Source organism: Micromonospora gifhornensis (assembly GCF_016863515.1).
Taxonomy (GTDB): Bacteria; Actinomycetota; Actinomycetes; order Mycobacteriales; family Micromonosporaceae; genus Micromonospora; species Micromonospora gifhornensis.
Genome location: NZ_BOPA01000014.1, coordinates 237,590 through 252,387, shown reverse-complemented (window position 1 = coordinate 252,387; position 14,798 = coordinate 237,590). Strand labels below are relative to the sequence as shown.

12 protein-coding genes are annotated in these 14,798 nt (G+C 70.7%); 7 read left to right on the top strand and 5 right to left on the bottom strand.

Annotated features, from left to right (window positions below; genetic code table 11):
* Nucleotides 1–4: 4 nt before the first annotated feature.
* Together Vgi01_RS09345 and Vgi01_RS09340 are read right to left on the bottom strand one after the other, a co-directional pair.
* Nucleotides 5–1,363, bottom strand: a complete 1,359-nt coding sequence (locus Vgi01_RS09345; RefSeq protein ID WP_204290726.1) for a preATP grasp domain-containing protein — start codon at nt 1,361–1,363, stop codon at nt 5–7.
* A gap of 14 nt (nt 1,364–1,377) precedes the next feature.
* Nucleotides 1,378–2,856 (bottom strand): amidase family protein, encoded by a 1,479-nt coding sequence (locus Vgi01_RS09340; RefSeq protein ID WP_158244918.1) that lies wholly within the window; start codon nt 2,854–2,856, stop codon nt 1,378–1,380.
* 321 nt (nt 2,857–3,177) lie between these two features.
* Between Vgi01_RS09340 and Vgi01_RS09335 the strand changes: the two genes are divergently transcribed.
* Nucleotides 3,178–4,284 carry an alcohol dehydrogenase catalytic domain-containing protein gene (locus Vgi01_RS09335; protein ID WP_102659323.1) on the top strand — a complete coding sequence of 369 codons (1,107 nt, stop codon included), beginning with the start codon at nt 3,178–3,180 and terminating at the stop codon, nt 4,282–4,284.
* A 107-nt stretch (nt 4,285–4,391) separates the two neighbouring features.
* Here the strand turns inward: Vgi01_RS09335 and Vgi01_RS09330 are convergent, their stop codons facing one another.
* On the bottom strand, nt 4,392–5,237 hold the full coding sequence (locus Vgi01_RS09330) for a phytanoyl-CoA dioxygenase family protein (protein ID WP_146017586.1): 846 nt from the start codon (nt 5,235–5,237) through the stop codon (nt 4,392–4,394).
* A gap of 283 nt (nt 5,238–5,520) precedes the next feature.
* Here Vgi01_RS09330 and Vgi01_RS09325 point away from each other — a divergent pair, with 283 nt between their 5' ends.
* From Vgi01_RS09325 to Vgi01_RS09310, 4 genes are all read left to right on the top strand, one after another.
* On the top strand, nt 5,521–6,597 hold the full coding sequence (locus Vgi01_RS09325) for a TauD/TfdA family dioxygenase (protein ID WP_204290725.1): 1,077 nt from the start codon (nt 5,521–5,523) through the stop codon (nt 6,595–6,597).
* 9 nt (nt 6,598–6,606) lie between these two features.
* Entirely contained in the window at nt 6,607–7,836 is a 1,230-nt protein-coding gene (locus tag Vgi01_RS09320; RefSeq protein WP_102659320.1) for an argininosuccinate synthase domain-containing protein, read from the top strand.
* A gap of 5 nt (nt 7,837–7,841) precedes the next feature.
* Nucleotides 7,842–8,558, top strand: a complete 717-nt coding sequence (locus Vgi01_RS09315) for a cyclase family protein (RefSeq protein ID WP_204290724.1) — start codon at nt 7,842–7,844, stop codon at nt 8,556–8,558.
* A gap of 395 nt (nt 8,559–8,953) precedes the next feature.
* The gene (locus Vgi01_RS09310; RefSeq protein WP_158244917.1) at nt 8,954–9,610 is read left to right on the top strand and encodes a helix-turn-helix transcriptional regulator; all 657 of its coding nucleotides are present in this window, start codon (nt 8,954–8,956) and stop codon (nt 9,608–9,610) included.
* 119 nt (nt 9,611–9,729) lie between these two features.
* Here Vgi01_RS09310 and Vgi01_RS09305 read toward each other — a convergent pair whose 3' ends face one another.
* Together Vgi01_RS09305 and Vgi01_RS09300 are read right to left on the bottom strand one after the other, a co-directional pair.
* Nucleotides 9,730–9,954 (bottom strand): hypothetical protein, encoded by a 225-nt coding sequence (locus Vgi01_RS09305; RefSeq protein ID WP_102659317.1) that lies wholly within the window; start codon nt 9,952–9,954, stop codon nt 9,730–9,732.
* Between the two features lie 284 nt (nt 9,955–10,238).
* On the bottom strand, nt 10,239–10,706 hold the full coding sequence (locus Vgi01_RS09300) for a VOC family protein (RefSeq protein ID WP_204290723.1): 468 nt from the start codon (nt 10,704–10,706) through the stop codon (nt 10,239–10,241).
* Between the two features lie 106 nt (nt 10,707–10,812).
* On the opposite strand from Vgi01_RS09300, the gene Vgi01_RS09295 reads away from it, so the two are divergent.
* Both Vgi01_RS09295 and Vgi01_RS09290 read left to right on the top strand, forming a co-directional pair.
* On the top strand, nt 10,813–11,829 hold the full coding sequence (locus tag Vgi01_RS09295) for a helix-turn-helix transcriptional regulator (protein ID WP_204290722.1): 1,017 nt from the start codon (nt 10,813–10,815) through the stop codon (nt 11,827–11,829).
* A 286-nt stretch (nt 11,830–12,115) separates the two neighbouring features.
* Complete coding sequence (locus Vgi01_RS09290; protein ID WP_239088850.1) at nt 12,116–14,740, top strand: S8 family serine peptidase; 2,625 nt, start codon at nt 12,116–12,118, stop codon at nt 14,738–14,740.
* Nucleotides 14,741–14,798 lie beyond the last annotated feature (58 nt).

Below are 14,798 nucleotides of genomic sequence, written 5' to 3'. Positions count from 1 at the left end.
GCGGTCACCCGGCCGATGGCACCGCGGCGGCGGTCGGCCGGCGGACCCGCTCCCCGCCGCCGACCGCGGCGGTCAACTCCCGCGCGGCGTCCTCGACGACCTGCCGCGCCTGCGCCGCATCGGTTCCCGGAGCCATCAGGGACAGCGCCGGCTGCCGAAAGCCCAGCCCGCGCACCGACGTCGGATGGATCCGCACTCCGGCATCCCAGAGCCGGGCGAGCACCGGCCGCACGTCGCCGAGATAGGACAGTGGCCCGCGGGTGCCGAGCGTGACCGCGTCGTGGGAGAAGACCACCTGGTCGGTGGCGCCCCACCGCCGCAGCATGGCGATCGCCGCCATGGCACCGCTGCGCCGGGCGTTGATCTCGGTCACGTAGTAGGTGCCGTCGTCGGCGAGGACGAAGTCCACGCACATCCAGCCGCGGAAGCCCCGGGCGTGCGCGGCGGCCCCGATGTCGCGGCCGATCCGGGTCATCCGGTCCGCCTCGGCCGCGGGCACCGAGGCGGTTCCGACGTGTACGCCCCGGACCCGGGAGACGTCCACCGCCATCGCGGTGGGCACGATCTCCCGGACCCCGTCGTCGTCGATCCGCAGGTCCACCGCGGGGCAGCCGACGCCGGGCCGGTGCGCCACGAACTGCTGCACCAGCAGCGGGAAGGTCCGCAGGAAAGGGTCCCGCTCCACGGCGCTCCACAGCGCCCCGACGCCTCGGGCGTCGTGCTGCAACACCACCGAGCCGTCGCCGCCGACGCCGTACGGGCTGCGCACGATGACCCGCTCGTGCCGGGTCAACAGGTGCTCAACCGCGCCCCGCAGCTCCGTGTTGTCGACCACCAACAGGCCGGGCGGCACCCGCACCTCGGACACCTCACGGGCCAGGTCGAGGCAGCTCAGCTTCGAATCCAGGTACCGGCTGACCCAGTAGTCGCGTTCCGGCACCCCGTCGAGGCGTACCGCCAGCCCCCACCCCCGCAGGGTCGCCGCGAGCAGGTAGACCTCCGCGGTCGCCCCCCAGGTGACCAGCCGCGCCTCGTCGTGGCCGGTCAACAGCGAGCGGAGACGGGCCAGCGCGGCGCCGTCGGCGAGCAGGTCCCGGGCCACCATTCCGCTGACGGGGGCCGGCGAGACGACCGGCGGCGCCGGCTCGTCCAGCAGCCGGTGTACGTCGGCGTACCAGTGCCGGTCATACCCCTCGGGCAGCACCAGCACCCGTCGCCGGCTGCTCCAGTAGACCGCGTAGTCGCCGAGATGCCCGGCCAGGCGGGTGACGACGTCGGTGACGGCTGGGCCCAGGGAGACGGCCGGGTTGCGGGTGTTGAACTCGGCCACATTGGGCACGACGACGTCGATCGGCTCTGTCATGCGGACCTTCCCAGTCAGTGCTGCCCTGCCGGCAGCTCGTCGGCGGTCACCACGGTCAGCTCGGGGTGGCCGATGGGTGGCAGGACCGTGGCGAGTCGGCGGGCCACCGCCAGCGTCGTGCGATCCTGGAGGTAGTCGCCGGCCACCGCGATACCGATCGGCAGGCCCCGCGAGTCGACGCGGACCGGCACCACCGTGGACGGCAGGTAACTGACCCCGGTCAGGCCCGCCCAGACGATCTGGTCCCAGTACGGGCGCGGCACCCCGTCGACCGTGACGGTGCGGTCTTCGAAGGAGCGGTGGTCGTGCCGGGCGGCCAGGTTGGGGGCCACCGGCAGCAGGATCGCGTCGTAGCCGCCGAAGAACTGCCGCCACCGGGTCCGCAGGCGGGTCCGCTGGTCGTCGGCCTCCGTCCAGTCACGGTAGCGCTGGGCGACGTACTCGCCGCCCAGTACCGCCCGGGGTGGACGTCGTCCGGCGGCGATGTCATCGATATCGTCGGCGGTGTGTTCGGGCATCGCCACCGACGCCAGCAACCGGCGGAAGACGTGGTCGCTGGCGGCGAGCCGTACCCCAGAGGGGCGGGCCTCCTCGACCTGAACGCCGCTGTCGGCGAGCCGGTCCGCAGCCTCGCGCAGCGCGGCCCGGACCTCGGCGTCCACCGGGCAGTACGGGTCGTCGAACCAGGTCGCCACACGGCGCACCGGACGCGGCGGCGGCAGCGACAGCCGCCAGGCCGGCGCGTCCCACGGGTGCGGTACGGCGATCGCCGTCAGGGCGGTCTCCAGATCCTCGACAGTACGGGAGATCGGGCCGACCACCGCGATGTCCGCCTCCCGGGGCTTGAACGGGTACGGCGGCACGTGGCCGACCATCGGCACCGCGCGGTAGCTGGGTTTATGGCCGAACACGCCGCAGGCACCGGCGGGTACCCGGATCGAGCCGGCCACGTCGGTGCCGAGTTCGAGAGGGGTGAACCCGGCGGCGACCGCACCGGCCGCACCGCCGGAGGATCCGCTGGTGGTGTACTCCGGATGCCATGGGTTGCGGGCCACGCCGAACAGCTCGTTGTAGGACTGTAGGTCGCCCGAGCCCGACGGTACGTTGGTCTTGCCGAACACGATAACTCCGGCGTCGCGCAGCGCGGCCACCGCCGTGGCGTCCTCCCGGGGCTGGTACGTCCGCAGGTCGGCCAGGCCACCGGTGGTCCGCAGGCCAGCGGTGGCGAGACAGTCCTTGATGGTCATGGCGACGCCGTGCAGCGGCCCTCGCCGTTCCCCCCGGACGGTCGCCTCGTCGGCCTGCCGGGCGTACTCCCGAGCCCGCTCGTCGATAGTGACGACCAGCCCCAACCCGGCGTTGAACTGCTCGATCCGAGCGAGCTGGAGGTCGAGGTACTCCCGGGCCGAAATCCGCCGGGCGGCGATCGCGTCGGCCACCTGCCGCGCCGACCACCAGCACGGATCCGGGCCGGGCTGTCCAGCATCGGGCACCGTACGCCACCTCATTCCGTCGTCGTCGGCAGATCGCCGCCTGCCCAGTCTTCGCGTCGCAGACCGGCCCGCGTACCCCTCTCTTCAGCCCTCGATCGGCCATGGCCAGGCGGGCCCCGGGCGGCAGCCGACCGGCCGACCATCGCGCCAGGGCGCCACGGGTGACCGTCGGAGCAGGGCCGATCGACCGCCCGTCGGAGCAGGGCGGATCGGCGGCCGTCGGCGGTTGGTCGGCGGCGGGCCGCCTGGCCCAGGATCGCAGCGACCCCCACCAACTGCCGGTACGGTGCCCCGTGCCAGCCCAGTCGGGAAGGTGCGCTGATGACCATGCCAGGAACACGGGCCACGGAGCCCGGACGCCGTGGGAACCCGACCATGCGGGCGGTCGTCTATCACGGCCCGGGTTCGGTACGCGTCGACGAGGTGGAACTGCCCCGGATACAGCATCCGCGTGACGTGATCGTGCGGGTCACCCGCACCGCCGTGTGCGGTACCGACCTGCACCCGTACCGGGGAGAGCTGCCGAAATTCACGCCCGGCACGGTGCTGGGGCACGAGTTCGCCGGCACCGTCCACGAGGCGGGGTCACAGGCCCCCTTTGCCGTCGGCACCAGGGTCTTCGCCTCCGACGTGGTCGCCTGCGGGCGCTGCGACGCGTGTGCGCGTGGCTGGCACTACCAGTGTCCGAAGGTCACCCTCTTCGGGTACGCCGACGTGGTGGGGGCGCCGCTGCCCGGTGGGCAGGCCGAGTTCGTCCGGGTGCCCTTCGCCGACGTGGTGCTGGCCGCCACCCCGGACGATGTCACCGACGAACAGGCGCTCTTCGCGGGCGACGTGCTGACGACCGGGCTGGCCGCGGTGCACGGGGCGCAGGTGGCTCCCGGTGCCCTCGTCGCGGTGGTTGGCGCGGGCCCGCTCGGTCTGCTCGCCGGGCTGTGCGCGGTGACGGCCGGCGCCGCGCGGGTGGTGATCGCCGACCCGACGCCGGCGCGGCGGACGCGGGCGGCCGACCTCGGGTTCACCGCTGTCACCCCGGAACAGCTCGACGAGGTGGTACGCGACGACGGTGGCCGCGGCGCAGACGCGGTCATCGAGGCGGTGGGCAGCGACGCGGCGTTGGCCTGTGCGATCCGGGCAGCAGCCGCACACGCCACAGTCTGCGCGGTGGGCGCACACCATTCCGCCGCGATGCCCTTCCCCACCGGGCTCGCGTTCGCCCGCGAGCTGACGGTGCGGTTCGCTGTCGGTGACCCGATCCGGATGCGGGACCCGGTGCTGGCGCTGATCCGGTCCGGCCGGCTGGATCCGAGCCGGATCGTCACGCACCGGATGCCGCTGGGCGAGGCCGCTGCGGCGTACAGACTCTTCGACCGGCAGGACGCGTTCAAGGTTGTCCTCAGCGTCGACGGCGCCACCCCGACGGCCTGACCGCCCGCCGTCGGGCGGCCCGGGCCGCCGCGCCGCCCGAGCGGACACGGTCGGCCCACCGCCCGCGCCCTACCGGGCGCGGGCGGTGGGCACCAGCCGACCCGCCCTCAGACAGCCAGCGGAATGGGTACGACCGCACGCTCGGCGAGAAAGTCCGGGCGCGGATTCTCCACCGGCCGGGGCGCGTTGCGGACGCCGTTGTAGACCATCAACAGCATGCCCCTGTCGAACGGCGACAGATTGGGCGACGAGGCATGCAGCACGTTCGGGTGGAACATCAGCACGGATCCGGCCGGCCCCTTGGGACTGACCAGCCCGCCCGCCTCGGCCAGCCGACGGATGACGGTCCGGTCGACCTGAAACTTCTCGGTGGCGGTGAGGGTCGCCATCCAGTTCGGCTCGTCCTCGTAGCCGGCCGGCATGCTGTCGGTGTCCGTGCCGTCGAGCAGCCCGTGCCGGTGGGAGCCGGGGATGAACGTCAGCGGGCCGTTGAACTCGTTGACCTCGTTGAGGAACACCGTGACGTTGACCAGGTCCGGCCGCGGAATCCCGTCCCGATCCCGCCAGTTGATGTAGTCCTGATGCCACTCCCACTGGTCTCCCGCGAAGGCGGCCTTGAGGTTGACCTTTGACTGGTGCACGTACACCTCGTCGTCGAGCAGTTGCCGGGCCGCCCCAGCAAGCTCCGGCGACCGGCTGACCCGGGCCACCACCGGATCGGTACGGTGCGGTCCATACACCGATCGCACTGTCACCCCGTCGCGTTCCAGTACCCGCTGCGGCCCCTCCTGGGCCAGGATCAGCGGGGCGGCCTCGATCAGTTCAGCCAGTACGTCGGCGGGCAGGTGGTCCCCGGGCAACAGCAGGAACCCGTCGCGGTGGTAGTCCGCCACCATCCCGGCGGTCAGCGGCGCGGGCCCTGCGGTGGTTCGCGCAGCATCGATCCCGGCCATCTGCGCTCCCTTCTCGTGTGCGAACGGACCCCGCCGGTGTCCGACGGTGGTCCAGCGGTCGGGGCCAGCGTCACAACGCGACACCACCCCGGGATACCCGCTAGTCAAACTCGACTGCCACGCCTGGGTCTGCTCCTCATTGCGACCTGGTCAGCTGGCCAGGTCGACCGCCCGCGCCTCCTGCGCTTCCGTCGGCCGGCTCACCCGCCGAAGGTGGAACGTGACGCGTCAGGGCCTGCTGGTCCGCTGATGCCTGAGCAATCTCGCCCGGAGAGTGAGTCAGATGAGCAGGATGGAGCTCGATGCCGGCGACCTCGATGAGGTCACCCTGACCCATGACGAGGCCGTGCTGATGCGCAGCCTGTGCGCCGAGGTCGTCGAAGCCCTCGGCGAGGCAGACCTGAGCACCCAGGCGGCGATGACCACTGTCGAACTGATCGGCTGCCGGCTGCCCGAGCGCCTGGTCGCGGCCCTGGTGTCCTTCCGCTGCAACAGCAGCTCGTCTGGATCTCTGCTGGTGCGCAACGTGCCGGTCGACGAACGGCTACCCGCCACGCCCGCAGACGGCTACCTGCCCGACTGGCGTTCGGTCGGCATCGCGACGGCCGCCCAGTTGATGGCCATGTCCCACCTGGGCGACATCATCGGGTACGCCGACGAAAAGCACGGTCGGGTCGTCCAGGACGTGGCCCCTATCGCCGGTGCCGAGAACCAGCAGGAGAACAGCGGATCCGCCTACCTCGAGTTGCACACCGAGAACGGGTTCCACCCGTACAAGCCGGATTTCCTGAGCCTGCTCTGCCTACGCCCCGACCACGATCGCAGCGGGCGCACGTTGACCGGCACGGTGAAGCGCGTGCACCCGCGGCTGTCCAAGTCCTGTGTGGCCACCCTGCGCCAACCGCTGTTCCGGATCCAGTTCAGCAGTTCGTTCGCCCAGCTCGGCTCAAGCGGCTACTCCGAGCCGGTCGCGGTGCTGGCCGGTCCCGTGGACGATCCGGAACTGACTGCGGACTTCCACGCGATGGAGCCGATGACCGACCAGGCGCGCCAGGCCCTCGATGAGTTGGAGGCCGTGCTCACCCCGTCGCTGGACTCGGTCGTGCTGGACACCGGCAATCTGCTGGTGGTCGACAACTGGCGCGCCGTGCACGGACGTTCCAGCTTCACCGCCCGCCACGACGGCACCGACCGCTGGCTGCGCCGATGCTTCGCCGTGGCAGACCTGCGGCGCTCTCGGGGGGTCCGGCTGGCCGGCTCACGGGTGCTCGCGCCGCTGACCACCATCCTGGCCGACCGGCCTACCGCACCGGCGTCGATGCCGCTGCCCGACGTCACCCACTCGGTCTCCCCACGGTAAGGGCTCCCGATGCGCCGTTTCATCACCACGCTGGACGAGTTGATCGCCCGGCCGCCCCGGCACCTGGTGCTGTTGTACTCGGGCGGTCTGGACGGCACCTACCTGCTCCACCTGCTCAAGGACGCGCCGGTCCGGACGACGGCGCTGAACGTCCGCATCGGGGCGCCGGACGACGGCAGGGCCGGGGACCTGGCCGTCCGGTTCGGCGCGTCGTACCAGGTGGTCGACGTGACCGAAGAGTTCTTCACCGAGGCGGTGCCCGCCGCGATCCACGCCGACGCCTACTACCAGGGACAGTTCCCGGTCGGGTCCACGCTGAGCCGGCCGTTGATGGCCCGGGCGGCGGTCCGCGTGGCCCGGGACGTCGGCGGCGACGCCGTCGGGCACACCGCGACGTACATGCAGAACAGCACGGCCCGGCTGGGTCGCTCCGTCGTCGCGCTGGAACCGACACTGCACGTCGTCGCGCCGTTCCTGGGCTCCAACGTGACCCGGGAGGAGAAGCAGGCCAGGCTGGCGGAGGTCGGCGTCGACCTGCCCGATGCGGTGCACAGCATCGACGTCAACCCGTGGGCGCGGGTCATCGAGAACGGCAGCCTGGAGAGTCCGGAAAACCGCCTGGACGAGTCGGTCTTCACCCTCACCCGGCACCCGGTCGACTGCCCCGCCGAACCGGCCGAGCTGAGCCTGACCTTCGCGGCAGGGTTGCCCGTTGCTCTGGACGGCACCGCGCTGCCGCTGCACGAGATGGTGACCGGGCTGAACGAGTTGGCCGGCCGACACGGCGTCGGCCGCTACGCCGGGCTGGAGGACACCGCGTTCGGGGTGAAGAACCACGAGGTCCGGGAGTCGCCGGCGGCAGCGGTCATCACGACCGCCCACCGCGCGCTGGCCAACGCCGTCCTCGACCCGCGCGAACACACCGTACGGACGCTGCTCTCGACTGAGTGGACCACCACGGCGGTGCAGGGCGGCTGGTTCAGCCACCTCGGACGTACGCTTCAGCGGTGCCTGGCCGAGCTGGACGAGCCGTTGACCGGCACTGTCGAACTGCGGCTTTACCGGGGTTCGGTGTCGGTGCTGAGGCTGGACACGCCACACGGGCTGCATTACGCCCGGCTCGGCGTCGACTTCCACGACTGGATGGACGACTACGGGTACGCCTCTTGGCACCACCTGATGACCCTCGCCGACACCGTCCGCACTGCGGTCGACGGCGACCCACCACATCGGAGGTAACCTCGATGAACAGAGCGGTGGCACCGCAGCCCCACCCCACCGGATCCGGGTCAGGTGCCCGTCTGGTCGACTTGTCGCACGTCGTACAGCACGGCATGACGACGTACCCGGGTCTACCCGGCCCGTACATCGAGGATCACCTGTCGCGGGAGGAGTCCCGCGCCCGGTACGCGCCGGGCACCGAGTTCCAGATTGGCCGGGTGACCCTGGTCGCCAACACCGGCACCTATCTGGACGCGCCGTTCCATCGTTTCGCCGACGGTGACGACCTGTCCCAGGTGCCGCTGTCGCGGCTGGTGGACGTCCCGGGTGTGCTCGTCGACGTCAGCGCCTCGTCGACGCCGGCTATCGGCGCGGATGTCTTCGACGGCCTGGCCGTCAGCGGCAGGGCGGTGCTCATCCGCACCGGCTGGGACCGGCACTGGGGCACCGCGGACTACGGCGCGGCGGGCCATCCGTTCCTCACCGCCGAGGCAGTCTCCTGGCTGGTGTCACAGGCCCCGGCGGTGGTCGGCATCGACTCGGTAAACATCGACGACATGGCCGACCTGCACCGGCCGGCGCACACCGGACTGCTGGCCGCGGGCATCCCGATCGTCGAGCATCTGTGCAGACTCGACGGGCTGCCGGCCGCAGGCTTCCGCTTCCACGCCGCGCCGGTCGCCGTCGCGGGCATGGGCACCTTCCCGATCCGGGCGTACGGGCTGATCGACCCCGTCTGACCCATACCGTCACCAGCCGGTGGGCCGCCATTCTCGAGCGATGGCGGCCCACCGGCTATTGCGGAGAAAGAGGCTGTTCAGCCACTGCGCACGTCAGGAGATGGACCGTCGCGGTCACCAATAGCACCATGAGCCTGTAGCCGATGGAGGTCGGCGGAGACGGCACACGCCGTCAAGCGGTCGACGTGACAGACGATCCGGACGACGCCTCGTCTCACGACAACGGCCACCGAGGCCGAAGGCGGACTCTCCGCGGCGACGCGGTTACCACCCTAGCCCAGGCACCTGCGCGGCGCCGCCTCATCCATCGGGCCTAGCCGATCGACGAGGGTACGACGTCCACGAGCTGACACCGCACAACCCAGCAACACAGCGGAGGTAGTGACATGCACAGCATGCTCGAGATTGACCGCGGCACACTTACCGTTGCGGTCCTGGTGGACAACGAAGTGTTCGGCCGGGGCATCGAGGCGGTGCTCGGTAGCGTGCCGGAGGTCTCGACCGTGCACCGCTGCGGCTCGCGAGAGGAGTACGAGATGCTGTCGCAGTTCGGCGGCGTCGACTTCCTCATCGTGGCGCTACCCGAGGCGCACTGGCTCGAGAAGGATGGTCGGGCGGTACGCGGCAGCACCCACGTCATCCTGCTCGTCGATGAGGCGGCTATCACCGACGTCACTCAGCTGGCCTCGATGCCGGTGGACGGCTTCGTGTCCCAGCAGCGCCTCACCGCCAACCTGCTCAGCGACACCTTGCAACGGATTCGTCGCGGCGAGCTGCCGATGCCACCCACGCTGACCCGTGCCCTGCTCGCCCGCGCCGACGAGCCGGGGCCGAGCACCCGTACGCGCACGGTGAACCTGACTGCTCGTGAGACCGAGGCGCTCAACCTGCTGGTGAAGGGGTTGAGCAACAAGCAGATCGCACGGCGACTCGCTATCTCCAGCCACGGCGCGAAGCGCCTGGTCGCGAGCATCATGCTCAAGTTGGACTCACCCAACCGCACGACCGCTGCGATCAACGCCATCCGGGCCGGTCTGGTGGACTACGACTGACCAGCGCCACCGCACGCCTGCCGAAAACCGCGCCCGATCACTGCTCGATGTCGTCGACAGGGAAGTTGAGCACCGCGTATGTGGCTGGTTGGTGATCCTCCCTGGGATACACGAGCACCTCACTGCCGGTCGCCCTGCCTCGCCGCGAGAGACGCCTCGCCGCGGCCATCCACCAGCATCTCAAACCCGCCGAAGTCGGGAGATCCTGACGGTGTCTCCACCGGGGCGAAGGCGGCGACGTACCAGGCGCGCAACCGTTCCGCGTCGGCCGTGCCGAGCAGGATGCCGCCGAGCCGGAGTCGTCCTATCCGCTTCTCCTCCTGACGCTTCCTGCGGACTATCATCCACCTATAACGCGGCGGGCGGGCACTCCCGCACGGCGCAGAGCTCGAGCTCCCCGATCACCAGCCCGTGCGTCCGGCTGGGATAGCCGGGACGGCTATGGGTGGCCGGTGATGCCGGCCCTCGCCGAGAGTTCCTGGATCACCCACTCCCTCGTCAGGGTGCTACCGGCGGAGCCTGGTGGCGATGATCTCCGAGGTGTCGGCGTGCCGAGCCTGCGCCGCTGCTGGCAACGGGACGAGGGTGTCGGGCTGGGCGTCGTTTCGTCCCGTTGCCAGGATGAGGATCAGGCGCCGGCGTACGCGGTGGCGACGTCGAGGATCCAGGTGATGCCGAAGCGGTCGGTCAGCATCCCGAACGCCGGCGCCCACTGCGCCGGGCCGTAGGCCTCGACGACCGTGGCGCCGTCCGCCAACTTCTCCCACAGCGCGCCGACCTCCTCGACGGTCTCCCCGCGAACGGACAGGAAGAATGGCTCGCCGGTCAGCGTCATACCGTTCTCGCGCCGGGTCGAGTGCTGCGACGCGCCGCCGGCGACAGTCTGGCCGGGCACGTCGTAGGCCATGACGCGGAAGCCGTCGGCGGCCGCGATCTGACCCCACACGACCTTGCCGGCGTCGGGCAGTCCCTTCGGCATCCCGAAATCGCCGTACGTGATGACCATGATCTCGCCGCCGAACACCGACTGGTAGAACTCCAACGCCTCCCGGGCGTTGCCCCGGAAGTTGAGGTGGGCGGTAGTGGTGATGCTCATGAGACTCCTGGTGAGAATCCCGGCCGGAGCGTCCGGCCGGCGTCGCCCCAAGACTCGACAACTGTGGTGACAGGTTGTGTCACCTACTGCGGTTAGTTTCGCACCCATGCCGAAGACCTCCGCGCGACTGCTGGCGCTGCTGTCGCTGCTGCAGACGCGCCGAGAGTGGCCGGGTGCGCTGCTGGCCGAGCGGCTCGACGTCAGCCTGCGAACGGTGCGCCGTGACATCGATCGGCTGCGTGAGCTCGGCTACCCCATCGCCGCGGTCAGGGGCCCCGACGGCGGCTACCGACTCAGCGCCGGCACCGAACTCCCGCCGCTGCTCTTCGACGACGAGCAGGCCGTCGCCGTCATCGTCGCGTTGCAGGTCGCCGCCACGACGCTGGGCGACCGCACCGGGGAAGCGGCAGTCCGGGCGTTGACCACCGTCCGGCAGGTCATGCCGTCGCGGCTGCGGCACCGCGTCAAAGCTCTTCAGATCACCGCCGTCGACCGGCCTGCCACCCGACCAGCAGCCCGGATCGACACCGGCGTGCTCCTGGCGGTCAGTTCCGCCGTGCACGCGCGCGAGATCCTCCGCTTCGACTACGGCCCCGAGGCCGCCGAGCAGCCACCGCGCCGCGTCGAGCCACATCACGTCGTCACCTGGGACGGGCGGTGGTACCTCGTCGCGTGGGACCTCGGCCGGTCGGATTGGCGCACCTTTCGCGTCGACGGGATCAGCCTGCGCACCCCCAACGGGCCCCGCTTCACGCCCAGGCAGCTACCCGGAGGTGATGTGGGCACCTTCGTCACCGGCAGGTTCCGCGGCGCAGCCGACGGCGTCACCGGTTGGCCCTGCCAGGGCACCGCGATCCTCGACCTGCCCGCGGCCGCAGTGGCCCGCTACTCCCGCGAGGGGATCGTCGAGGAGGTCGGCCCGAACCGCTGCCGGCTCACGCTCGGCTCCTGGTCCTGGCCCAGCCTCGCCGCCGCCCTCGCCCGCTTCGACACCGAGATCGAGGTCGTCGGCCCCGCCGAGCTCACCGATGCCTTCGGCCACCTGGCCCGCCGCTTCGCCAGGACGGCCACCGGCCCGCCCTCGGTGGGGCCTGTCGATCAGGTTCGCGCTCGTCGCCTCTGACCGCTTCGTCGTTGGTCTCACCCACAGAATCTTTCGTTGACAGCGAAACAATCATGAACGATTGTGATATCGACGCAGGTCACTTCGCGACCGTGCTGAGCCACAGTCGACCGAAGGGGCACCCCCTCTCACACCGGGGCCCACCGACCAACGTCTCCGGTGGTCGTTCGCCGACGAGCGCCGGGCGATCCCCACGCGGTCGGTTCTGGGCGCGTGGCCCTCGCCAGGGAAGGTAGACATGACACCGGCTGGACAACGTAGTCGCTCCCTGCTCCGCTCAGGCATCGTGGCCGCAGCGATCGTGCTGGCCCTCACCGCAGCCGCCGCGCCCGCGGTGACCGCCCCGGCCGAGGGGCAGATCCTCGCCGCGGGCGGCCCGAGCGCCGTGACCGGCTCCTACATCGTCGTGTTGCGGGATGCCGCCGTCGGAGCCAAGGCCGTGGACACCACCGCCCGTACCCTCGCCGAACGGCAGGGCGGCAACGTCGGCCAGGTCTACCGGCACGCCCTGCGGGGCTTCGAGGCCCGACTCTCCGAACGCGGTGCACGCCGGCTCGCCGCCAACCCGGCGGTGGCCTCGGTGACGCAGAACCACACGGTCTCCGTGGCGGACGTGCAGAGCCCCACCCCGTCCTGGGGTCTGGACCGCATCGACCAGCGCGCGTTGCCGCTGGACAACTCGTTCACCTACCCCCGGGTCACACCGGCCGTACGGGCGTACGTCATCGACTCCGGCATCAACGCGACCCACACCGACTTCGGTGGGCGGGCCGTGTCCGGCTGGGACTTCGTCGACAACGATGCCGAGGCCAACGACTGCTACGGCCACGGCACCCACGTGGCCGGCACACTCGGCGGCACCACCTACGGGGTGGCCAAGGACGTGCAACTGGTGGCCGTACGGGTGTTCAACTGCATCGGCCGGGGCACCTCCGCACAGGTGATCGCCGGGGTCGACTGGGTGACCGGCGACCACGACCCGGGCGAACTGGCGGTGGCGAACATGAGCCTCGGCGGCGTGGCGTACCAGCCCATGGTCGACGCCGTGCAACGGTCGATCGCCGACGGCGTGACCTACGTGGTGTCGGCGGGCAACGAGGACGGCGCCGACGCGTGCACAACCACCCCGGCCTCCGTCCCCGAGGCGATCACCGTGGCCGCCACCGGCCCCAACGATGCACGCGCAGCCTTCTCCAACATCGGTACGTGTGTGGACCTGTTCGCACCCGGCGTCGACATCCCCTCGGCGTTCATCGACAGCAACACCGCCACCCGAACCGCCTCCGGTACGTCGATGGCTGCCCCGCACGTCGCCGGGGCCGCCGCGCTCGTCCTGGCCAACAACCCCACCTACACCCCGGCGCAGGTGACCCAGGCGCTCCTGGACGACGCCACCCCCGGCGTGGTGACCGACGCGGGCATCGGCTCACCGAACCGGCTGCTCCACGTCAGCGCCACAGTCCCGGCTGACGACTTCACCCTGACCGCCACCCCGGCCGAGGGCGCCGTCACGCCCGGTGGCACCGTCTCGACCACGATCACCGGCACTGTCACCCGGGGCGCCGCCCAACCGGTCTCACTGGCGGTCAGCGGCCTGCCCGACGGTGTGACGGCCACCTTCAACCCACCGAACATCTCGTCGAACGGAAGCACCACACTCACGATCAGCACCGCAGCGACCATGCTGGCCGGCAGCTACACCATCTCGGTGATCGGCACCGGAACCAGCGCGATCCGGCCGCTGGCCTACCAGTTGCGCATCGACAATACGCCCGGCTGCGTCGCATCGGACGGCACCGACCGCGTGATCAGCGAGAGCTACAACCTGCGCGCCCCCATCACCATCACCGGCTGTCCCGGTGCCGCCGCCCGCAACAGCACGATCGAGGTGCACATCGCCCACGCCAACGTCAGTCAACTCGACGTGCGGCTGATCTCACCCAGCGGCGACTGGTACTACCTGTTGGATCACACCGGCGGAGACGCCACGCGCGTCGACTACACGTTCACCAACGACCTGTCGTCGGAGACGGCGAACGGCACCTGGCAGCTCTACGTCAGCGACAACATGAACCAGGGCACCGGGTTCCTCGACTCGTGGACACTCAACCTGGCGGGCGTCGACCTCCCGCCGCCGGCCTGCGGCGGTATCGCCACCGCCGACGTACGGATCCCGGAGAACGGCACGATCGAATCGCCGATCAGCGTGACCGACTGCGGCCGGGCACCGTCCACCACCAGCTACGTCGAAACCAACATCACTCACCAGTACAACCGGGACCTCCGACTCTCCCTCATCGCGCCGGACGGACAGGCCTTCCTGCTCAAGGAAAGCCTCGTCGGGTCGTATCGGGCACACTCCCGCGAAGCCTTCATCCTCGATCTGTCGAGCAAGCCGACACCCGGCACCTGGAAGCTACGGGTCGAGAATGTCGCCCCGTACGCAGGCATGCTTGACGGCTGGAAGCTGACGCTCGACGGCGGTCCGCCGGCCACCACCCCGCCGCCCACCACGCCTCCCCCGACCACGCCTCCGCCCACCACGCCTCCCCCGACCACCCCGCCGCCCACCACACCACCTCCGACCACCCCACCCCCGACCACCCCACCGCCGGGCGCGTCCTGCACCGCGGTCTACATAGTCCAGGACCAGTGGAACGGCGGATTCGTCGCCAACGTGACCGTCACTGCGGGAACCACCGCGCTCAACGGCTGGCGAGTCACCCTCACCCTGCCGAGCGGCGCGTCGGTGGTCAATGTCTGGAACGGCGTCCGCAGCGGTACGAGCGGCACCGTCACCGTCACGAACGAGCAGTACAACGGACGACTGACCGCAGGTCAGACCACCAGTTTCGGATTCCAGGGCGCCGGTAACGGCAGCGGAACCACCGCCACCTGCACCGGAAGCTGAAATCCCACGACTGCCGAGCCATCCTCGTCCTACGCACCGACGGGTTCACCGGGGCGCA